This window comes from Comamonas sp. C24C (assembly GCF_053345995.1).
In genome coordinates, this window is record NZ_JBKFBC010000004.1 from 157,330 (window position 1) to 178,265 (window position 20,936).

18 protein-coding genes are annotated in these 20,936 nt (G+C 61.3%); 4 read left to right on the forward strand and 14 right to left on the reverse strand.

Annotation, left to right across the window (positions count from 1 at the left end):
- Positions 1-5: 5 nt before the first annotated feature.
- The 4 genes from ACLBXN_RS09585 to ACLBXN_RS09600 form a co-directional block, all read right to left on the reverse strand.
- The gene (locus ACLBXN_RS09585; RefSeq protein ID WP_043007747.1) at positions 6-554 is read right to left on the reverse strand and encodes a TetR/AcrR family transcriptional regulator; all 549 of its coding nucleotides are present in this window, start codon (positions 552-554) and stop codon (positions 6-8) included.
- An 85-nt stretch (positions 555-639) separates the two neighbouring features.
- Positions 640-1,557, reverse strand: a complete 918-nt coding sequence (locus ACLBXN_RS09590; RefSeq protein ID WP_447611965.1) for a pseudouridine synthase — start codon at positions 1,555-1,557, stop codon at positions 640-642.
- 79 nt (positions 1,558-1,636) lie between these two features.
- Positions 1,637-2,632 (reverse strand): Bug family tripartite tricarboxylate transporter substrate binding protein, encoded by a 996-nt coding sequence (locus tag ACLBXN_RS09595; RefSeq protein WP_447611966.1) that lies wholly within the window; start codon positions 2,630-2,632, stop codon positions 1,637-1,639.
- A 28-nt stretch (positions 2,633-2,660) separates the two neighbouring features.
- Positions 2,661-3,776 carry an aryl-sulfate sulfotransferase gene (locus ACLBXN_RS09600; protein ID WP_447611967.1) on the reverse strand — a complete coding sequence of 372 codons (1,116 nt, stop codon included), beginning with the start codon at positions 3,774-3,776 and terminating at the stop codon, positions 2,661-2,663.
- Positions 3,777-3,889: 113 nt separating this feature from the next.
- On the opposite strand from ACLBXN_RS09600, the gene ACLBXN_RS09605 reads away from it, so the two are divergent.
- Both ACLBXN_RS09605 and ACLBXN_RS09610 read left to right on the forward strand, forming a co-directional pair.
- Positions 3,890-4,840, forward strand: a complete 951-nt coding sequence (locus ACLBXN_RS09605; protein WP_043007755.1) for a LysR family transcriptional regulator — start codon at positions 3,890-3,892, stop codon at positions 4,838-4,840.
- Between the two features lie 279 nt (positions 4,841-5,119).
- A complete protein-coding gene (locus ACLBXN_RS09610; protein WP_447611968.1) occupies positions 5,120-7,333 on the forward strand; it encodes an AsmA family protein in 2,214 nt (737 codons plus the stop codon).
- A gap of 171 nt (positions 7,334-7,504) precedes the next feature.
- Here ACLBXN_RS09610 and ACLBXN_RS09615 read toward each other — a convergent pair whose 3' ends face one another.
- On the reverse strand, positions 7,505-8,401 hold the full coding sequence (locus tag ACLBXN_RS09615; protein ID WP_447612101.1) for a LysR family transcriptional regulator: 897 nt from the start codon (positions 8,399-8,401) through the stop codon (positions 7,505-7,507).
- A gap of 130 nt (positions 8,402-8,531) precedes the next feature.
- Between ACLBXN_RS09615 and ACLBXN_RS09620 the strand changes: the two genes are divergently transcribed.
- Both ACLBXN_RS09620 and ACLBXN_RS09625 read left to right on the forward strand, forming a co-directional pair.
- Positions 8,532-9,692, forward strand: coding sequence for an agmatine deiminase family protein (locus ACLBXN_RS09620; protein WP_447611969.1), 1,161 nt, complete (start codon positions 8,532-8,534; stop codon positions 9,690-9,692).
- 13 nt (positions 9,693-9,705) lie between these two features.
- Positions 9,706-10,794 (forward strand): agmatine deiminase family protein, encoded by a 1,089-nt coding sequence (locus ACLBXN_RS09625; RefSeq protein ID WP_447612102.1) that lies wholly within the window; start codon positions 9,706-9,708, stop codon positions 10,792-10,794.
- A gap of 161 nt (positions 10,795-10,955) precedes the next feature.
- Here ACLBXN_RS09625 and ACLBXN_RS09630 read toward each other — a convergent pair whose 3' ends face one another.
- The 9 genes from ACLBXN_RS09630 to ACLBXN_RS09670 form a co-directional block, all read right to left on the reverse strand.
- Positions 10,956-12,506 carry a methyl-accepting chemotaxis protein gene (locus tag ACLBXN_RS09630; protein WP_447611970.1) on the reverse strand — a complete coding sequence of 517 codons (1,551 nt, stop codon included), beginning with the start codon at positions 12,504-12,506 and terminating at the stop codon, positions 10,956-10,958.
- Positions 12,507-12,784: 278 nt separating this feature from the next.
- The gene (locus tag ACLBXN_RS09635) at positions 12,785-13,573 is read right to left on the reverse strand and encodes a crotonase/enoyl-CoA hydratase family protein (RefSeq protein ID WP_447611971.1); all 789 of its coding nucleotides are present in this window, start codon (positions 13,571-13,573) and stop codon (positions 12,785-12,787) included.
- 31 nt (positions 13,574-13,604) lie between these two features.
- Complete coding sequence (locus ACLBXN_RS09640) at positions 13,605-14,642, reverse strand: acyl-CoA dehydrogenase family protein (protein ID WP_447611972.1); 1,038 nt, start codon at positions 14,640-14,642, stop codon at positions 13,605-13,607.
- A gap of 14 nt (positions 14,643-14,656) precedes the next feature.
- A complete protein-coding gene (locus ACLBXN_RS09645; protein WP_447611973.1) occupies positions 14,657-15,814 on the reverse strand; it encodes an acyl-CoA dehydrogenase family protein in 1,158 nt (385 codons plus the stop codon).
- Between the two features lie 14 nt (positions 15,815-15,828).
- Positions 15,829-16,821 carry a Bug family tripartite tricarboxylate transporter substrate binding protein gene (locus ACLBXN_RS09650; RefSeq protein WP_447611974.1) on the reverse strand — a complete coding sequence of 331 codons (993 nt, stop codon included), beginning with the start codon at positions 16,819-16,821 and terminating at the stop codon, positions 15,829-15,831.
- A gap of 78 nt (positions 16,822-16,899) precedes the next feature.
- Complete coding sequence (locus tag ACLBXN_RS09655) at positions 16,900-17,409, reverse strand: MaoC family dehydratase (RefSeq protein ID WP_211456178.1); 510 nt, start codon at positions 17,407-17,409, stop codon at positions 16,900-16,902.
- A gap of 25 nt (positions 17,410-17,434) precedes the next feature.
- Positions 17,435-18,664 carry a CaiB/BaiF CoA transferase family protein gene (locus ACLBXN_RS09660; RefSeq protein ID WP_447611975.1) on the reverse strand — a complete coding sequence of 410 codons (1,230 nt, stop codon included), beginning with the start codon at positions 18,662-18,664 and terminating at the stop codon, positions 17,435-17,437.
- A complete protein-coding gene (locus ACLBXN_RS09665; RefSeq protein WP_447611976.1) occupies positions 18,661-19,908 on the reverse strand; it encodes a CaiB/BaiF CoA transferase family protein in 1,248 nt (415 codons plus the stop codon). The genes ACLBXN_RS09660 and ACLBXN_RS09665 overlap by 4 nt, the downstream gene beginning before the upstream one ends.
- Positions 19,905-20,885, reverse strand: a complete 981-nt coding sequence (locus ACLBXN_RS09670; protein ID WP_447611977.1) for a Bug family tripartite tricarboxylate transporter substrate binding protein — start codon at positions 20,883-20,885, stop codon at positions 19,905-19,907. The genes ACLBXN_RS09665 and ACLBXN_RS09670 overlap by 4 nt, the downstream gene beginning before the upstream one ends.
- Positions 20,886-20,936 lie beyond the last annotated feature (51 nt).

A 20,936-nucleotide genomic window follows, 5' to 3' on the forward strand; every position in this document is an offset into this window, starting at 1 on the left:
AAACCTCAGGCCTTGATTCCGTCCAGAATGATTTGCAGGGCGCGACGCGCCAGCTGTTTGCGTTGTGCAGGAGTTTCACCACGCAGGGCGCCGCCCAGCATGCCGAACACCAGAGACAGATCCTTGGCATTCAAGGCCTGCTTGCACAGGCCCTTGGCCACCGCACGCTTCATGGGCTCTTCAAACACCAGCCACATCTGCTGGCGCGCATCAATGACCTCTGCATCGCTCTGGTCCACCGTGCGCCAGTAGTCCACCAGTGTGGCGGAGACGGCGATGCGCTCGCCCACCAGAGCCAGCAGCTTGAAGAAGGCCTGGTCGTCGTCGCGCCAAGCGATGGCAGCGGCCCGGGTCTTCTCGACCGAGCGCTCGAGCAGCGCCACCATGATGGCGCGACGGTCCGGAAACTGGCGATACAGCGTGGCTCGGCCTACCTGGGCACGCTCGACAATGAGATCCAGGGGAGCGGTCACGCCATGCTCGGCAAACACGGCATCGGCCGCGTCCAGCAACTGGGCGCGGCGTTCAGCGGATGGAGGACGGGTGGTAGACATGGCGCCAATTATCGGACAAATTTGTCCGATAAATTGCAGAACTCAACCTTCCCCCTGCCCTCGCAAGGGTCGGGCAAGACTGTTCTCAGTCGCGCGGCAGCGCCTGCAGGCTGCGCCGGCTGGTGAACTCCCGGCGCTGCCCGGTCAACGGATCATCAAAGGCCAGGCTGCGTGCCAGCAGTTGCAAGGGCCTGGAATAGTCACCCGGCTCCGGGTCGTCAACCACGGGATAGAAGGCATCGCCCCTGAGCGGCAGCCCCAGCGCCGCCATATGCACACGCAGCTGATGGCGCTTGCCAGAGACCGGACTGAGCCGGTAGCGTGCCCAGGCCTTGTTGTGCTCGATGATTTCCATCAGGGTGCGGCTGTTGGGCTCTCCCGCGACCTCATGCATGCGAAAGAAATGCCCGCTCTCCTCCATGCGGCTCACGTGTTCGCGCGGAAAGCTCAGCTCAGCACGGTAAGGAGCCACGGCCTCGTAGACCTTGTGAATGGCCCTGTCCCTGAACATCCCCTGATAGATGCCGCGTGTGGCGCGCTGCACCGAAAACACCACCAGCCCCGCGGTATCTCGGTCGATGCGATGAATCGGCGACAGCTCGGGCAGTTCGAACTCGCGCTTGAGCCTGACCAGCAGCGTGTTCTGCAGATACTGGCCGGCAGGAACCACGGGCAGAAAGTGTGGCTTGTCGGCGACGAGCAGATGCGCATCGCGATGGATGACTTCAGCCGCAAACGGAATCTCAGGCTCGCCTTCCAGCTCACGATAGTAGTAATAGCGCAGCCCCGGCATGAATGCAGCGTCCGGGCCCGCCATCTCTCCGGCTTCGCTGACCACTTGGCCGGCTGCCATGCGGCGCATCCAGTCTGCGCGCCCAACGGCGGGCAGGCGTTCGCTCAAGAAGTCGATCAGCAGCCCCTCGCCCTGGGATGGCAAGACCACACAGCTAGGGCTGACGCCATCGCGCACGGGCAGAACCTTGGGATCGTGGGAGTTATGCATGGCGCGGGATTTTAGTGGCTGGCCCGACTCCTCGCGTTCATGGCGACATGGCCGCGCCAGCGATGCGACTTCGCGCCGGCTAATCCGTTCGGATATTGGCTTTGCGAATGGTGGTCTCCAGAACTCTTTTCTCCTGCTCCAGATAGGCCAGGAACTGGGGATGCCCCATGCGCATGGGCTTGAAGCCGGCCTCCGTGAGCTTTCTGACCATCTCGGGGTCCGCTTGCAGAATCGCGATTTCATCGGCCAGACGCCTGACGATCCGGGCATCCGTGTGCGCGGGAGCCAGCAGGCCTTGCCAGGCCTCGACCTCCAGATTGCGAAGAGCCGGCGTCTCCGAAAGACTTGGCGCCTGGGGCAGCGTGATCAGACGCTGGCGAGATGTCACGCCCAGTGCCTTAACCCTGCCCTCCAGAACAAACGGCTGAGCCAGCGCAACAGGCAGCACGGCAAGGTCGATCTGACCTCCTGCCAGCTCAGTCAGCACCTGCGGGCCAGACCTGTAGGGAACATGTACCAGATCGATACCGGACATCTGCTGAATCAGCTCCCCCGTCAGGTGCAGGCTGGTTCCGATGCCGTCGGTGCCCAGGGTCAGTCGCCCCGGCTTCTGGCGCGCAAGTTCAATGAGGTCGTCCGCACTGCCCGCCGCAAGTCCCGGGCGGGCGAGCAGCACAAAGACCGAAGAGGCTACAGGCGCCACGGGCTTCAGTTCCTGCAGACCGTCGTAGCGGAACCTGGTCGGCGAGATCAAGGGGGCAACCAGCACCGAGCTGGCCACACCGAAGAGCAAGGTATAGCCATCGGGCCTGGCCTTGATGACACGCTGCGTTGCAATCGTCCCCGATGCTCCAACCATGTTCTCGATGATCACGGGCTGGCCCAGGCGCTCTGCCAGGCGTGGCATCACCAGTCTGGCTGCCACATCCACACTGCCGCCCGGTGCGAAGGGCACCACCACCGTCAGTGCCTGGGAGGGCCAGGCCGTTGCTGTCGCTTGGCTGGCCAGTGGCAGTTGCTGAAGCAGTGGAGCGCCCAGCGCCCAGGCTGCAAACTGTCTGCGTCGTATTTGCATGATGATCTTTCTGCGGGATCGCAAGGGTTCAGCGGGACAGCCAGGGCAGTTGCTCTGCCTGGTAGCGCCATGTCTGAAATACCGTGTTCACGCGCCCCGGGCCTGTGCGTCGTGCAGCGGCATCGGGGTACTCGCCGAACCAGGGCAGGATGAATTCCCAGACCACCTCGCCCTGCGGCGTCACTTCAAACAATCGCCCGGTGGCGGACTCCGTGATGTGCGTGTTGCCGTTCCAAAGCCGCTGCGCGCTGCCCATGAAGGCGGTGTAGAAGGCGTTGACCATCTCGTCCTGGTAGCTCCATGCGATCTCGTGGGAAACAGGATCTATCTCCAGCACCCGCGAGAAAGCCACATGGGCTCCCTGGCGGAAGTTGCCGTTGTCAAAGGTCAGGACATGGCCGTTTGCCAGCGGAACCGGAGCATGCTGGTGCGAGACCACCGAAGGCGGAATATGCAGCTTCACGTTGCCGCTGGCCTTGTTCACGCCAATGATTCCCGAGGTCGTGCGCAGACTCATGAACACCGTTCCGTCGGCCGCAAGCCCAAGGCCGTTGACCAAAGGCCAGTGATAGCGGCCAAAACCCGGGTGAATGGGAAAGTCCTCAGGCTCCAGATGCTCCCAGGCCTTCCATTCCCAGACCAATCGACCTGTGCGGTCCACTTCCCGGATCACATCGCCGTACATCAGCTCATCAGCACCAAGCGAGGTGCCGCCCGGCACCCTTTCCGCAAAGCCCTGGGGGACAGGGGCGCAGGCTGCATAGAGCAGATGGCCATTGGGCAACCACTGTGCGTCATGGTGGTGTGTCGGGTCTTCATAGCGCCAGACCACCTCCCCATCAGGCCTGACCTCGTAGAAGTCACCGCCATGCCACATGGACCAGGGTGCGTAGAGGTCCGGCGATTCACGATGGTTGCCGTTGTAGCCGAGATTGCCGTTAGGCAGGATGACCGCATGGCGGCCGGCGCGTACGGGCAGCTTCCACTCATGAGCCACCTGACCATGGATATCTATGAGGTAGACATGTCCATCGGCCGTCTGCGGGGCGATCAATGTGTAGCCGCCGGCGCTCAGAGCGCTGTCATGAGCAATGAGACCTGTGCCGCGTCGGCGTTGGGTGACCTGGTCAACGGTGGTAGCCATGGGGTTCTTTCTGTGACTTGAGGGATTGATGGCTGCCACTCTAGAAGTTCAACAGCGTCAGGAATAGCTGTTTGTTTTTTAAGAGGTGTCAGAAAAAAATTTACACTCAGGACATGCCAGCAATTTCCCAGGCTTTTCGATGCTTTGACGAGGTGGCGCGCCGAGGTTCGGTGCGCAAGGCCTCGGCAACGCTGCACCTGACCGCTGCAGCGGTCAACCAGCAGATCCTCAATCTCGAAGCGCAGGTGGGTCAGCCTCTGTTCGACCGGCTGCCCAGAGGCATGCAGCTCACGGTGGCGGGCGAGATCGTGCTGGCAGCAGTCAGACGCAGTCAGCGCGACTTCGACAATGCCCTGGCCCAGGTCGAGGACCTGAATGCATTGCGCCACGGGCATGTGAGCGTGGGCGTTCCACACGCAACAGCCGAGTACCTCGTGCCTCAGGTGATAGCGGCAATGCATCACCGCTATCCCGACATCACCTTCAGCGTGCGTGCCGGCATTGGCGAAGAGCTGCTGCGACATGTGGCGCAGGGCGAGATCGATGTGGCCTATTGCCTGCGCAGAACGCCTCCTGCCGGGGTCGAGGAAATGCGCTCCTGGGCCCAGCCTCTGGGGGTGGTGATGGCTCCGGACCACCCTCTGCGCATGCGGCCGCGGCTGCTGCGTCTGCGTGACTGCCTGGCCTATCCGCTGATCATGATGTCTCCCGACATGGAGTTGCGCAGCATGCTGGAACGCCTGGGCGATGGTGCGCTGAGCCGGACCCAGCCACTGGTGCAAACCAGCAGCATCCCGATGGCCCGTCGCCTGGTGGCAAGCGGCCAGGCACTGGCCTTCATGCTGCCGGACAATGTGGCGGAGGACGTGGCAGCCGAGCGTCTGAGCTGGCGTGCGCTGCACGATGCCGGGGCGCTGCTGCACAGCTGCGCCTATCAGCGCACGGGCTACGCGATGGCAGCCGCAATGGAAATGTTTCTGACCGAGCTAGAAAATGCCGCTGATGAATTGAAGGCAAACTTTGATACCGGCGTTTCCTGGTCCATCGGCAATCTTGCCGTTTGACCGCACAGAATCGGCAAGCACCGGAGACGCACAGGCGCCTCAACGCCGAGGGTGCCTTTGCGCAATGGCGCAGCACTTCACAGCACTTCATGAAGCGCCGCAGCCTTTGCTGCAGATGCCTGCACTCGTGACTCCAGCAGGCTTCAGACTGCCAGACCGTATCCCGGATCGGTCGCGACGTCTGAGCTGATCACATGCGGGCAAACCTGCATCAGGCAATTGGATGACGAGGCATTTCACCTATGCGTAATAGCATGTGGCAAAAAGGATGCAACAGCCATGGTCGACACCACCAGTACTTCTGCCCCTGAATCCACTCCTGCACATTCGCGCCTGGCACGTCGCTGGCTGCGCTGGGCAGCCATTGCGATGGGGCTGCTGCTGGCTCTGATTCTGGCAGCGGCACTGCTGATTGCATTTATGGACTGGAACAAGCTCAGACCATGGATCAATGAAAAAGTCAGCAGTTCCACAGGCCGCGAATTCGCCATCAATGGCGATCTGCAGCTGCAGTGGACCTGGCCACAGCCGCTGGATACGGGATGGCGTCACTGGGTGCCCGGCGTGGTGGTGCATGCCAGCGATCTGACACTTTCGCAGCCCCAGGGCTGGCTGGTTCAGCAGGCACCTGAAAAAGCCGATGACAAGCAGCCAGTACTGCCAGCGACACCCAAGGAGCTCAATACCGGTCGCCTGCCCGGGCAAGGCCAGGCAGAGAACGAAAAAAGCACAGCCGCAGATGATGACGACGCCATAGCCGATGCCGGCCGGCAACCGCCCGAGCGCGATGCCCGCACCATGGTCACCGCCGCGAATGCCACGGCCAGCCTGCGCCTGTGGCCGCTGCTGGCCCGCCATGTGCAGCTCGACTCCTTGCTGCTGCAGGCTCCCGACATGGTGCTGGCCCGCAATGACAAGGGCGAGAACAACTGGACGTTTGACAAGTCCACCAGCAGCGGCCCCAAGTGGAGCTTTGACATAGGACAGTTGCGCATCAGCGATGGTGTGCTGGGCTGGTCCGACGCCATCAAGAACATGGCCGTTCGTGCCCGTATCGACACACTGCGCAGACCGGTCAGCGCCGACCAGCCCTATGGCATGCGCTTCGGCCTCACTGGCTATCTGCATCAGGGCAAGAACCGCGCGCAGATTCAGGCCCAGGGTCTGGCCGGGCAGGTACTTGATCTGCGCCAGGATAGGCTGCGCTTTCCGCTGCGCATCTCGGCCAGGGTCGGTAGCCTGCAAGCCTTCGCTGAGGGGTTTCTCGACAACCCCAAGACCCTGGACGGTCTGGACTTTCAAGTGAAGGTTCTCGGCAAGAGCATGGCCGACCTGTTTGAACTCACCGGCCTGCTGCTGCCCGCCACGCCCCCGTTTGAGACCAGCGGCCACCTGATCGGCAGCCTTCAGCCAGGCAAGGCCGTCTGGCAGTACGAAAAATTCAAGGGCAAGCTTGGGCAGAGCGATCTGAGCGGCGATCTCCAGTACCGCTCGGCCCAGCCCCGGCCCCAGCTGACAGCGCAGCTGCGCTCCAAACAACTGCGGCTGGTGGATCTGGGCCCGGTCATCGGCGCAGCGCCTTCCGGAAGCTCCGGCAAGCCCCAGCCCGTCAACGGCCGGGTACTGCCGCAGGTCCGGTTCCAGACCGAGAACTGGGACAAGATGGATCTCGATCTGCGCTATGAAAGCAACCATATCCTGCGTCCGGAAGCCCTGCCCATAGAGAATCTCAGCGTGCACGCCCTGCTGGACAACGGCAAGCTCACCCTGTCGCCGCTGAAGTTCGGCTTCGCCGAAGGCACGCTGAATATCGATGCCCGCGTGGACAGCCATGCCAAGCCGGTAGCTGCCAAGCTCAATGGACAGGTGCAGTCGCTCAAGCTCTCCGCGCTGTTCCCCAAGGTCGAAAAGATGAAGAAAAGCCTGGGCCAGCTCGATGGTGCAGTCGCCCTCACCGGGCAAGGCGAGTCGCTGGCCCAGTGGCTGGGCACAGGCAATGGCTCGCTGCGGCTGTATGTGCGCGATGGCACTTTCAGCGCTCAACTACTGGACCTGGCAGGGCTGAACGTCGGCTCCATCGTCATCGCCAAGCTGTTTGGCAACGACAAGGAAGTGCAACTGCGCTGCGCCGTTGCCGACCTCAATGTTCAGCAAGGCATAGCCCGGCCACGCACCGCCAAGCTGGCCACCACCGAAGCCGTGGTTGAGGCCACGGGCCAGATCAATCTGGCACAGGAGCAGCTCGATCTGCGCATCGTCCCCGAATCGCTGAAGTGGAAGTTCTTCTCGCTGCGCACGCCGCTCTATGTGCGCGGCAGCTTTGCCAAGCCCGATGTGGGCCTGGAGCCTGGCCCCTTGGCAGCCCGTGCCGGGGCTGCGGTAGCTGCTGCAGTTTTTGCGCCAGCAGCACTGGCACTGGTGCCGCTGACGGTGCCTGCGGCAGACGACGATGTGAACTGCAAGCAATTGCTGACTCAAGTACGCAGCCGGTAAACGAAGGCAAGAGTAGGCCACCGATTCTCGACTTCGCGCCGGAGCTCATTGCTATCTGCTTATCTACGCACGACCAAAATAAGTCATCAACGCACCGGGACTCAGTGACGGCTCATTGTGGAGCGTCATCAAGAAATGAACGGATGTATCAAATCTTGAATGCCCCGGGGCCTAGGAATGAAGCTCGGTACTCTGGGCACGTAGCCAGTTGAACACCTGCAGGACAATTTGCGAACGCGCCTGTTTCTCCATCCCCGACAACCACCAGGTGAAGCCAGGCAAGCGCGGATATTCCAAAAGTATTTGCAGTTGACCACGTGCGAGGCTGGCGTCTACCAATAGACGCGGCAGACAAGCAATACAGCCTCCTTCCAGAACAGCTTCGATCAAGAGGCGAGCGTCGTCATAAATGGCTCGCTTCCTGAAGCGTGCCAGCGGCCCCAGGAACAGCGGAGCAGTTACGTCACTCGTCAGGCTCTCTTCCAGACAGATCAAATCCGCATGCAAATGGTGCTGTGCCTGCGGTACTAGGGCTAACTTCCGAGCCAGATCGGTGTTCGCTACGAGTACCCATTCATCCTGAAATAGTGGTACTTCCTGCAGGCCAGGTTGCAAAAGAGGCCTGTTGCCGATAGCGATATCGACATCAATTTCGTCGACAAAACGGGCACTCTCATCCACGGACAGCAGCAGACATAGCTCGGGCAGTTGAGCTTGCAGTTCTCGCAATCTTGGCTGCAGCCAGCCATGTAGCAAGGGTGCCGGGCATACCAGCACAACCAATCCTGGATCCAGATAAGTGGCGATTCTTCCGAGGCCACTGCGCAAAACGGTCAGTGTGCGTTGAACACTGCGCAGCAGCACTTCACCTGCGACGGTTAATTCCACTCCCCGCCCTGCCCGCCGGAACAGCGGCTGCATGACCTGCTCCTCCAACTGTTGCACCTGATGGCTGATGGCCGACTGTGTCACGTGCAGTTCGTCGGCTGCACGCGAGAAACTGCCATGCCGGGCCGCAGCCTCAAACCCCATGAGCAATTTCAGAGAAGGAATGCGATGCTCTGACATATGAGAAAACTTAATAATTTCCACAAAATCATATCATTTGTCCTCATGTGATACCCCATCCACAATGCCGTCCATTGCGATGCGGGGGAAATTTCCCCGCATTGATTCTTTTGATTGATAAGGATGAGTGATGAGTACACGTCGATATTTCATGCGTGGTTGTGCGTCGGGTGGCAGCGCGATGGCGATGTTGGGTTTGCTGGCAGCGTGTGGCGGAGGCAGTGATAGCGGTCCAGACACAAGCCCGGTCACTCCGCCCTTGGACAACGGCAACACCAGCAATCAGGGCCAGGACTGGCATATGCCCGACGAGGCCGAAGCACACAAGGCGACGTGGATGGCGTATGGCGCCTCGAACGCAATCTGGACACGTGCGCAAGTACCGCAGGTTCAACTGGCATTGGTGCGCATCGCCAACGCCATTGCAGCCTATGAACCCGTCAACATGCTGGTTCGCCAGAGTGAACTCGAAAATGCACGGCAGTTGCTTGATCCGCGCGTAACGCTGATTCCCGCCCAACTTGACGATCTGTGGATGCGCGACACCGGTCCCGTCTTTGTACGCAAGCCCAATGGAGAGCGAGCGTGTGTGAAGTTCAATTTCAATGGCTGGGGGAAAAAGCAGCAGTTTGACCATGACGGCCTGGTCGCCGATGTGGTCAGTGCCTATCTGAAATTGCCGCTTCTTGCCACACGCCTGGTCCTTGAAGGCGGAGCATTGGAAGTTGACGGCAAGGGAACGGCCATCATCACGGAAAGCTGTGTGCTGAACAGCAATCGCAATCCAGGCTGGAGCAAGGCCGATTGCGAAGCAGAGTTACGTCGTTTGCTGGGTATTCGCAAGGTCATCTGGTTGCCCGGCATCAAGAACAAGGACATCACCGATGCCCACACGGATTTCTATGCTCGCTTTGTACGTCCCGGCGTGGTGGTTGCTCACCGCGACATGAACCCTGATTCCTATGAGTATGCGCTGACCAGGCAGCACCTGGATATCTTGCGAAGTGCCACCGATGTCGACAATCAGCCGCTAAAAATCGTCATTGTTGATGGACCCGGCCAGATTCGCCCGGGAAATAATCCGGACACTTTCGCCGCTGGCTACATCAACTACTATGCAAGCAGCCGCGCCATTTTCTTGCCCGAATTCGGGGATGCGAAAGCTGACTCGATTACCAAGGACATATATACGCAGCTGTACCCAGGACGCGCAGTGGTCCAGATCAATATCGACCCTATCGCTGCCGGCGGCGGTGGCATCCATTGCACCACGCAACAGGAAATCATTTAAGACTGGGGTCCATATGCAACGACGACATTTCCTGAATGCCGCTCTCGGCCTGACAGCAGGCGCAGCTGCTGGCATGCATGGATTGCCAGCTCTGGCGGCCGGTCGCTGGCGCATGCCTGATGAAGGGGAGCGCCATGCTGCCACCTGGATGGCCTTTGGCGCCAATGACGACGTGTGGGGAAAACGTCTGAAATCGGGCGCGCAGGCAAACCTGGCACGCATTGCACAAGCGATTGCCAGTGTTGAACCCGTTCACATGCTGGTCAACGAAGAAGACTACGACCTTGCGGCGCGGTTGTGCGGCAACAAGGTCAAGCTGGTGGTGCAGCCCATCGACGACCTCTGGATGCGCGACACAGGACCGGTCTTCGTGAAAGGGGCTGGTGGAGCGTTAGCCGGTGTGAACTTCAATTTCAATGGCTGGGGTGAAAAGCAGGACTACGAGGACGATGCACTGGTGGCCGACTTCGTTGCCGGGCGCGCTGGTGTTCCCGTTCTTGAAAGCTCGCTGGTGCTGGAAGGTGGAGGCATCGAAGTCGATGGCCGCGGCACGGCCATCATTACGGAAAGCTGCGTTCTCAATGCCAACCGCAACCCTGGCGTAGGCAAGGCGCAATGCGAAAAAGAGCTACGCCGAGTGCTGGGCATCGAGAAAGTCATCTGGTTGCCAGGTATTGCGGGTCAAGACATCACCGATGGCCATACCGACTTTTATGCCCGCTTCTGCGCGCCCGGTGTGGTGGTGGCTGGCTATGAAAGCGATTCGTCCTCGCCTGAGCATGCGGTCACACGTCGCCATCTCGAAATCCTGCGCAAAGCCACGGATGTGCGTGGTCTTCCATTAAAGGTTGTGACCATGCCAGGGCCTGACCATGTTCGGCCGCAGTATGAGAACAAGGACTTTGCTGCAGGCTATATCAACTTTTATGTATGCAATGGCGCGGTGCTATGCCCTGAGTTTGGTCATGCGCAAGCCGATCGCAACACAAAAGCGATCCTGCGTGAGCAATTTCCCGGACGCGAGATCGTGCAACTCAATATTGACGCAATCGCAGCAGGCGGTGGCGGCATCCACTGCACTACCCAGCAGCAGCCGGCCTGAAATGTTCAATAGATCTGTCCAGAATGCTTTAAGGCAAGATGGTGCTGGATTGTTCCAGCCATTTACTTGAATGCCAGCGATCGGCGGCAGCCAGAAGGCATACAGCCTCCTGCACTGCCGCAGGTAAGCCTTTCAGCTTCGGTCCCGGTCGCTCTGCAAAATCACACGCTCTTGAGGCGGAAGACACTGACCATCCGCGACAGATCACTGGTCTGCTGCTGCATGGATTGGGCGGCAGCCGTGGACTCTTCCACCAGGGCCGCATTCTGCTGTGTCACCAGATCCATCTCGGCCACGGCACGGTTGATCTGCTCGATGCCGCTGGTCTGCTCATGGCTGGCCGCAGTGATCTCGCCCATGATGTCCGTCACGCGCTGAACGCTGCTGACGATTTCATCCATGGTCTGACCTGCCTGACTGACCTGCGCGCTGCCCTCTTCCACCTTGGTGACCGACGCCTGGATCAGCAGCTTGATTTCCTTGGCTGCTTCAGCGCTGCGACCGGCCAGAGAGCGCACTTCCGATGCCACGACAGCAAAGCCACGGCCTTGTTCGCCGGCACGGGCCGCTTCCACGGCAGCGTTCAGCGCCAAGATATTGGTCTGAAAGGCAATGCTGTCGATCACGCCGATGATGTCGGAAATCTTGCGCGATGAGTGGCTGATGGCCCCCATGGTCTCAACCACCTGAGACACCACCATACCGCCCTTGACGGCCACATCGGAGGCCGACAACGCCAGCTGATTGGCCTGACTGGCGTTATCGGCATTTTGCTTGACGGTGGAAGTCAGCTGCTCCATGGATGCAGCCGTCTGCTGCAGAGAACTGGCCTGCTCTTCCGTGCGCGCAGACAGATCATGGTTGCCCGCCGCGATCTGGCCGGATGCCGTCGCAATGCTGTCCGTGCCCTGACGCACCTGCCCCACCAGCCTATCCAGGCTGGTGTTCATATCGTGCAAGGCCTGCATGAGCTGCCCGGTCTCATCGCTGCTGATCACATGGATCTGGGCCGTCAGATCACCATCGGCCACGCGCCGGGCCACACCGACCGCATGCTTGAGCGGAGCGGTGATGCCTTGCGTCAGACGCCAGGCGCTGACAGTGCCGATGGCCAGAGCCAGCAAGGCCAGAACCAGAAAATATGTCTTGCTACTGCTCTCGATCTGCTCCACCTCTGCCGCCTTGGCGTCGAGGCTGGCGCGCTGCAGACTCAGCAGTTCTCCGAGCAGCTTCAGATAGCTCTGGGCGGCCGGTACATAGCTGTTGATCAGTGTGGACTCCGCCTCTTCGGCCATGCCGTCGGCCTTGAGCTGGCTGACCTTGTCGCGGCTGGCGAGATAGGTCTTGCGCACCTGCATGATCCTGTCCATGATCTCGCGCTCCGCAGGCTCGGAGATCAGGGGCTCGATCTGCTTGAGCACATTGCCTGTGCTCTTGGTAGTGGCAGCCGCGTCTGCTGCCAGAAACTGCACCAGACTTGCGTCGCTGCTCTTGGCGATGGCCGTGGTGCGGGCCACGGCCACGCTGACATTGCTGTTCCAGTCGCTGATCAGGCGCTCCTTGGTCAGCGGCTCCTGCATCATCTGCTGCGTGGCCTTGCCCACCGAGTGCAGCTGCCAGATGCCGATAACCGTGATCACCACGGCAAACGCCAACACCACTGCGAACCCCAGGCCCAGTCGGGCACCAATGTTCAGCTTGGTCAATCTCATCGCTTTCATCCATTTCTTAGAAAAATACATGGCCCGCAAAGCGGCCATTTCTTGATATGAAATGGGCCAACCCGGCCGAGCTGCTTGCCGCGCCATTTGCCTACGGCAAATCGCAACATGATGTAATCAGTATTATCCAGGGATTACGTCACAGGATTGGCCGACCTGAAGCATCAACGCAGCAAGCAAGGCGCTGCTGCCTTCGCCAAAACAAGCAAGGGCGCAAAATGCGCCCTTGCTGTCTTTGTTACCTGGTCTGGCTACGCGAGCCTGCCGGCTCATGAAAAGCGAGGAGCCCGCTTCTCGACAAAGGCCGTCACGGCTTCACGATGATCTGCCGTTTTATGGGCAATAGCCTGATAACCGGCCGATATTTCCAGCAGTGAAGCCAGCGTGGCATTCTGGCCCTCGCGCAGCAGACGCTTGGTCATACGCATCACCCCCCCCGGATTGGCAGCAATCTTGCGCGCCAATGCCCTGGCGGCCGGCAGCAGTTCATCCGGGGACACGACCTGGCTCACCAGGCCACAGGCCAATGCCTGGCCTGCACTGATCGCCTCTCCCGTAAAAGCCATCTCGCTGGCCTTTGACATCCCCACCACACGCGGCAGCAACCAGGCCCCGCCATCACCGGGAACAATGCCCACACCGACAAAGCTCTCCGCAAAAGTGGCATTCTCCGACGCAATCCGGATATCGCACATGCAGCTCAGATCCAGACCCGCGCCGATGGCCGGGCCGTTGACGGCGCAGATCACGGGAACATCCAGCTGGTAGAGGGCATTCGGAATTTGCTGAATTCCCTGACGGTATTCCTCGCGAATCATGTCGGGAGTGAGTGCGTCATCGAAATAGCGCCTCATGTCCTTGACATTGCCGCCGGAGCTGAAAATAGAGCCGGCGCCGGTCAGGATCAGCACCTTCACGCTGGCGTCCAGGCGCACATCTGCACAGAGCTGCACGAACTCCGCAACCGCCGTATTGCCGGTCAGCGCATTGCGTGTCTCCGGCTGATTCATGGTGACGGTCAAGATGCCGCCATCGCGTTCAATGTTCAGAAATGCCATGTTTCATGGTCTCCGTAATTGTTGAGTTGCTTCAAGCCAGGGCCTCAACATCGGTGATCCGTCGGATCAGATCCAGTGTCATGCCCTCGTGCGACATCAGGGCCTGCCCTGCCAGTACCTGCCAATAGGCTTCGCTACCGGCCGTCAGGCGCCATGCATGCAATCTGCGGGTGAACAGCTGCAAGTCATATTCTTCGGTGAAGCCAATCGCACCATGAATCGCATGCGCAAGCTCGGTGACCACCAAAGCCGCCTCGCTGCAGCGAGCCTTGGCGACGGCCACGCGTAATCTGTCAGGCACGATGCCGTCACCGCTGCAACCGAGCTGAGCCGCCATGCGGGCGGCAAAAACATGCTCGCTCATGACTGCCAGCTGATGCTGGATCGCCTGAAACTTCCCGATAGCACGCCCAAACTGCTGACGCTCGTTCGCATATTGCAAGCTGCGCTGGAACACGTCACGCATGGCCCCCGCCATCTGCGCGGCCACCACGGTGGCCTGCAGGCTCCGGGCATCGAATTGCGGCCCGGGCCGGATGACGCCGGCGGCCCGCAACTGCTCGGGCGCCCAGGTCACCGAGGCGTCAAGCACCAAAGCGTGCGGCACAAGCCCAGCCTGAGACACGCTCAGCAGATACCAGACCCCGGCTTCTTCTTGCAATTGAACGAGCACCGAGTCCGCAACTTGCCCGCCTCGCACCAGCGCGCAATGCAAACCTCCATCGGCCTGCACCGTACCCTGCGCCAGCGCAATGCTGCCGGCCGGGCAGGCCATCTCCGCCTGCGCCAGCATGGCCCGAGCAAGCATGGTCTCTCCCAGAGGCAGAGGCAGGGCGTGAGCTCCACATTGCTCCAGCATGCAAAATATCTCGCTCAAACCCAGACCGGCACCGCCCTCTTCTTCGGCCAGCAAGGCATCGGCCAAGCCGGTTTCCTCCAGCTGCTGCCATAGTCGGCCGACAGCCGCTGAGCGGCTATCGGCGCTCTCGATCTCGCGAATCACCTGAGGGGTGCACCAGTCTGCCAACACCTTGCGCGCGGCATCTGCAAACAAATCGTTATTGCTCATGAACTTGTCTCCGATCAGCGCAAACCCAGGCCACGAGCGATCATGCCGCGCAGAATGTCACGCGTGCCACCGCGCAAGGAAAACGAGGGAGAAGCTTCGGTGACGTACTTAAGCGTCAGCAGCAGCTCCACCGGTACATCCTCGGCCGGCCGGGCAAACAGCTCCTCGGCAATGGCCGCCGGGATCATCTGCTCCAGTGTCGTGCCCAGCTCCTTGACCAGCGCGGCTTCGACGACAGGACTTGCTCCCTGGGTCAGTTTCTGCTGCACGGATACCGACATCGCGCGCAGCGGTGCCAGTTGCGTCAGCACCTTGCCCGCAAGCCGCATGCCCGATTCGGTGCGACCCTGCGGCGTGCGTGCATACTGCAGCCATTGATCGAACAGCACGATACTGGAGAACAGCCGCTCCGGGCCGCTGCGCTCGAAAGCGAGTTCGGCGGTCACCTGTTCCCAGCCCTGTCCTTCGGCACCGATCAGCGCATCGGCAGACAGCTGCACATTCTCGAAAAAAACCTCGCAGAAATGGCTGTCACCCGATAGATCCTGGATGGGGCGCACCGTGACACCGGGCAATGTCAGGTCCACGATGACTTGCGACAAGCCCTTGTGGCGGTCCTCGGCACTGCCGGAGGTTCGCACCAGGGCAATCATGTACTGGCAGTGATGCGCGTTGGTGGTCCAGATCTTCTGGCCATTGAGCAAGAAGCCCTGCGCGTTGGGAAGCGCTCTAGTCCTCACACTTGCCAGATCCGATCCGGCATTGGGCTCGCTCATGCCAATACAGAAAAATACCTCGCCCCGACAGACTCTGGGAATGTAGAACTGCTTTTGCGCTTCCGTACCGTATTTGAGGATCAGCGGCGCACTCTGACGATCGGCAATCCAGTGCGAGCCCACAGGAGCACCGAAGTTCAGGCATTCCTCCACCAGCACATAGCGGGCGAATGCGCTGCGCTCGCCTCCACCATAAGCCTTGGGCAAGGTCATGCCGATCCAGCCCTTTTCCCCCAGCTTGCGGCTGAGGGCCGGGTCATATCCGCTCCAGGATTTGGCGCGGATATGCGCAGGAATGTCTTTGACTGCGTCCTGCAGAAAAGCACGCACCTCGGCGCGCAGTGCCTCGCCTTCCGGCGGGATGCCTGTCAGGCTCAGTCCATCGAGAATGGTCATCGTCTTGCTTTCTCTCAGTCCAGGGACACGCCCGTGCTTTTGACAACGCCTGCCCAGCGCTTGATTTCGCTCTGTATGTATTCGCCGTAGGCCTTGGGCGTGGATCCCAGCGGCTCGGTGCCCTGCACGCGCAGCTTCTCCAGCACCCCGGGGTTCCTGAGGGCCTTCATCAGTTCGGCATTCAGGCGCTCCACAATCGCATCAGGCGTTTTGGCGGGCACCATCACGCCTTGCCAGGCACCGGCCTCGAACCCGGTCATGCCGCTTTCGGCCAGCGTAGGCGCCTTGGGGAAATTGGGAATCCGTCCGGCCGTGCTGACGGCCAGCAGCCGGAGTCTGCCGTCCTTGATGAAAGGCGCCACCGAATTGATGGTGTCGGTCATGAAATCGATCTGGCCAGCCACCAGGTCCACGTCGGCAGGGGCGCTGCCTTTGTAGGGCACATGGCTTGCATCCATGTTGTAGTGCTGCACCACCTGAAAAGCCGCCAGGTGCGTGACATTGCCGTTGCCCGCCGAGCCGTAGGAGAGCTTGCCTTTGTGGTCCTGGGCGTACTTCACAAGCTCCTGCACGGTGTTGACAGGCAGCTTGGGATTGACGACAAGCCCCAGCGGCACCACCGCCGTCAAGGCCACGGGGCGTAGGTCCCGGCTCACGTCATAGCTCTGCTTTTTGTAGAGCGAGGGGCTCAGTGCAATCGAGGAGGTGTTGTAGAGCACGGTGTAGCCGTCGGCCGGCGCCTTGGCCACCAGCGCATTGCCGATGTTGCCGTTGGCACCAGGCCGGTTGTCCACGATGACCGACTGACCCAGTTGCTGGCCTACCTGCTGCGCCAGCACCCGTGCCACCATGTCCGTGGGACCGCCGGGCGGGAAAGGGACGATCAGCGTGATCGGCTTGCTGGGCCACTTGTCCTGCGCCTGCACCGCACCGCAAACGGCCAGCGCGGCAACGGCCGGCGCGGCAACGGCGAGCAGCGAGGACCGACGTGAAAATCGATAACTCATCTTGTGTCTCCTGTAATTTTCTCATCTCGGCACACTGGAAAGTGCGCACCGGTGCAACGGCTGCGCAGCAGCGCTGACCTAAGCTCCACGGCCGGCCAGCAGGCGCACGGCGGTATAGACCATCACCTGCTGGCGACGCTGGTTGTAGACCTCGATCCGCGAACTCACCACCGCGCGACCGCCTTTGCTTGTTGGCTTGATGCCGATCACCTCGACAAGCGCCTCAATGGTGTCTCCCACCACCACGGGAGCCAGAATCTTCTGGTGCAGCTCAAGCATGGCCAGGCCCGTCCCCTGGATCATGCTTTGCAGGATGAAGCCTTCGATCAAGGTATAGGTGAGCGCGCCCGGCACCGGACGGCCCTGAATGGCACCTCCGTCATAGCCGTCCTCGATGAAGATCGCCTCGAGCATGCCCGTGGTGTTGATGAAGTTGACCAGGTCGGTCTCGGTCACCGTACGGCGAAAGGTGCGCAGTTGCTGGCCTACCCGAAGGTCCTGCCAGACAAAACCCTGGCCCATGCGCGGCGTGTCTGCCAGCGCCGCGGCACGGTTTTCAGTGGATGAAATCAAATTGCTCACGCTCATTCTGTCTCCGCTTCATGCTGTTTGTTCAGCAGTCCTTCGACTGCAAGGCCGCGATGCGCGCGTCGTCCCAGCCTGCCTCGCGCAGCAATGCCTGTGTGTGCTCGCCCAGGCGCGGGGGCATGCCTATGGGTGACTGGGTGCCGTTGATGCGCACGGACGAACGCGGAAATCTCACAACCCCCATCGCTGCGTCTTTCTTCTCGACAAAAAAACCGGTGGCCTGCAAGTGCGGGTCATGGGGCAGATCGTCCATGCGAGTCACCGGGGCGGCTGGAATCTCCAGCTCTTCGCAGCTGGCCAGCCAATAGGCAGTGTCCTTTTGCGCCACGTAGTCGCTCATCGTCTCCAGCAGCTCGGCGATGTGGCGGGTGCGCATCGCCTGGGTGGCAAAGCGCTGGTCCTGTGCCAGCTCGGGCTGACCGACGGCCGCAAAGAAACGGCGCCAGTGCGCATCGGTGTAGGGCATCAGGCAGACATGGCCGTCCAGCGTCCTGTAGGGCTTGCGCCAGGGCGCCATCACGCGCGGATAGCCCGCGCCACTCTGTGCGGGTGTGAAATGCATGCCGTAGAAATGCTCCACCAGGTTGAAGCCCGCCATGGTTTCGTACATGGGCACTTCCACATAGCAGCCCTCGCCCCTGCGTTCGCGCTGGTAGAGCGCCGCCAGCACCGCATGCGCGGCCACCAGAGCGCAGGTCTTGTCGGCCGCAATCGTGGGCAGATAGCGGGCCTCGCCCGTCTGGCGCTGCATGAGATCGGCCAGGCCACTCATGCCCTGGATCACGTCGTCATATGCAGGCTGCCCGGCATAGGGGCCGTCTTCGCCAAAACCGTGCAGGCCCACATAGATGAGGCGCGGGTATTGCTTGCGCAGGCTGTCCGGATCGAGCCCGAGCCTGGCCAGCTTTTGCGGGCGCATGCTGTGCATGAGCACATCGGCGCCCTGCAACAGCGCATGCAGCGCGGCCTGTGCCTGCTCTTGCTTCAGATCCAGCACCACACTTTTCTTGCTGCGGTTGGAGCCCATGAACATGGCCGCCATGCCAGGCTCCAGTGCCGGGCCGGTGTGGCGCGTGGAGTCACCCTGCGGCGGCTCGATCTTGATCACCTCGGCGCCGTAGTCGGCCAGCACCTGGCTGGCCATGGGGCCGAAAATCACGCTGGAAAGGTCCAGCACCCGCACCCCTGACAATGCCCCCAGGGCTTCGTCCTGACCCGCATTGCGCGTGTGCTTCATTGATTCCTGTCTGCTCATCCCAATACTCCGCTGTCCCGATAGGCCTGCATCTGCTGGACAGACAGGCCCAGATGGCGCTCCAGCAGCTCTTGTGTGTGCTGGCCCAGCTGAGGCGGTGCATGGCGGTACGTCACCGGTGTGTCCGACAAACGGATGGGGCTGGCGACCAACGGCACCGGGCCCGCCTTGGGGTGTGTCATGGCGATCTGCATGCCACGGGCCCTGACCTGCGGATCCTCGAACACATCACGCACCGTGTTGATGGGACCGCAAGGTACGGCGTGCTGCTCCAGCAGCTGCACCCAGGCCCTGGTACTTCGCGTGAGCGTCACGCGGCGGATCATTTCCACCAGCTCGGCTCTATGGGCCAGCCGCGCCGCATTGCTCCGAAAGCGCTCGTCCTCGGCCCATTCGCTCCTGCCTGCCGCCTGGCAGAAACGGGCAAACTGGCCGTCATTGCCCACGGCCAGAATCATGTGGCCGTCTTCGGTCGGGAACTCCTGGTAGGGCACCGTGTTCGGATGCGCGTTGCCCATGCGCTGAGGCACCTGATCCCCGTACAGATAGTTCATGCTCTGGTTGGCCAGACAGGCCACGCCGACATCGAGCAAAGCCAGATCTATATGCTGGCCACGCCCCGTATGCTCGCGGGCCTGCAGGGCCGCCAGAATCGCCGTGCTGGCATATAGCCCGGTGAGGATGTCGGTCAGCGCCACGCCAACCTTCATGGGGCCGCCTCCGGGCTGGCCATCGGCGTGGCCCGAAATACTCATCAGCCCCCCCATGCCCTGAATCAGAAAGTCATAGCCCGCACGATGCGCATAGGGGCCGTCCTGGCCAAAGCCCGTGACCGAGCAGTAGACAAGGCGGGGATTCAGGGCACTGAGGCTCGCGTAATCAAGCCCGTACTGCGCCAGACCGCCAGTCTTGAAGTTCTCGATCAGCACATCGCATCGGGCCGCCAACTGACGCACGATCTCCTGGCCTTCGCCGCGGGTGAAGTCCACGGAAATCGACTGCTTGTTGCGGTTGGTGCACATATAGTAGGCCGACTCCCCCGTCGGCAGGCCTTCGGGGTCGGCCACATAGGGCGGGCCCCAGGCACGCGTGTCGTCACCGCTGCCGGGTCTTTCCACCTTGATCACCTCGGCGCCCAGATCACCCAGGGTCTGTGCAGCCCACGGGCCCGCCAATACCCGCGAAAGATCGAGCACCTTGATGTGCTGCAGCGCCTGTGCCGGCCGGCTGTCATTGGCTTTCATTGCTGGGGAACCCTGGCCTTGACGACGATGCGCTTCCACAGCGCGATTTCGTTCTTCTGGAATTCATGCATCTGTGCCGGGCCGCCGGTCATGGGAATGGCCCCCAGACGTTCATAGAAGGCACGGGTTTCATCCATCTTCGAGATGGCGGTGAAAAGCTCGGCGAGCCTGGCAGTCTCGGCGGCTGGTGTCTTGGCGCTCACCATGGCACCCACCCAGGTGTAGGCCTCGAATCCGGGCAGACCGGCCTCGGTGGCTGTCGGTATCTCCGGGGAGGTGCTCACGCGCTTGTCGGAGGCCACCGCCAGGATCTTGACACGCCCTCCCCGGGCCAGTTCCTGCACTGCAGTGACTTCCGCGAAGGTGTAGTCCACCGTCCCTGAAGCGACGGCCGTGGTGGTCTCCCCTGCGCCCTTGAACGGGACATGCACGGTTTCGATCCTGGCAGCGTCGTTGAGCAGCTCGCCCATCAGCTGATAGCCTGCCGAGCCAGCCCCGAAATTCACCTTCCCCGGGTTGGCCCTGGCATGGCTGATCAGGCCCTTCAGGTCGGAGTAGGCCGCTTGGGGCGCGACGGCCAGCATGGCCGGCGAGCGCATCATCATGGTCAGCGGCGCAAAGTCCGTTAAGGGATCGTAGGGCAGATGCCTGAACAGCGCCGCATTCACCGCCAGCGTTGAATTGCTGCCGATGAACACGGTATAGCCATCTGCCGGCGCCGACAGCACCTGCTTGACGGCGATGAAGCCGTTGGCTCCGGCCTTGTTTTCCACGACCACGGGCTGGCCTGTGAGCTCCTGAAGCTTGCGCCCGAAATAGCGTGCCGAGGTGTCGGTGCCGCTGCCCGGACCAAAGGGCACGATGAGCTTGATCGGCTTGGAAGGGAAGGCCTGGTTCTGAGCCATGGAGGGCATGCCTGCGCCGAGCAGGCCGTAGCCCAGCAAGGCCGCCAGCAGGGATCTGCGTGCTTGCTTCAAGTTTGTCTCCTGATACGGAATTGCTGCCGTGTTTTTCTTGTGAGCTCACTT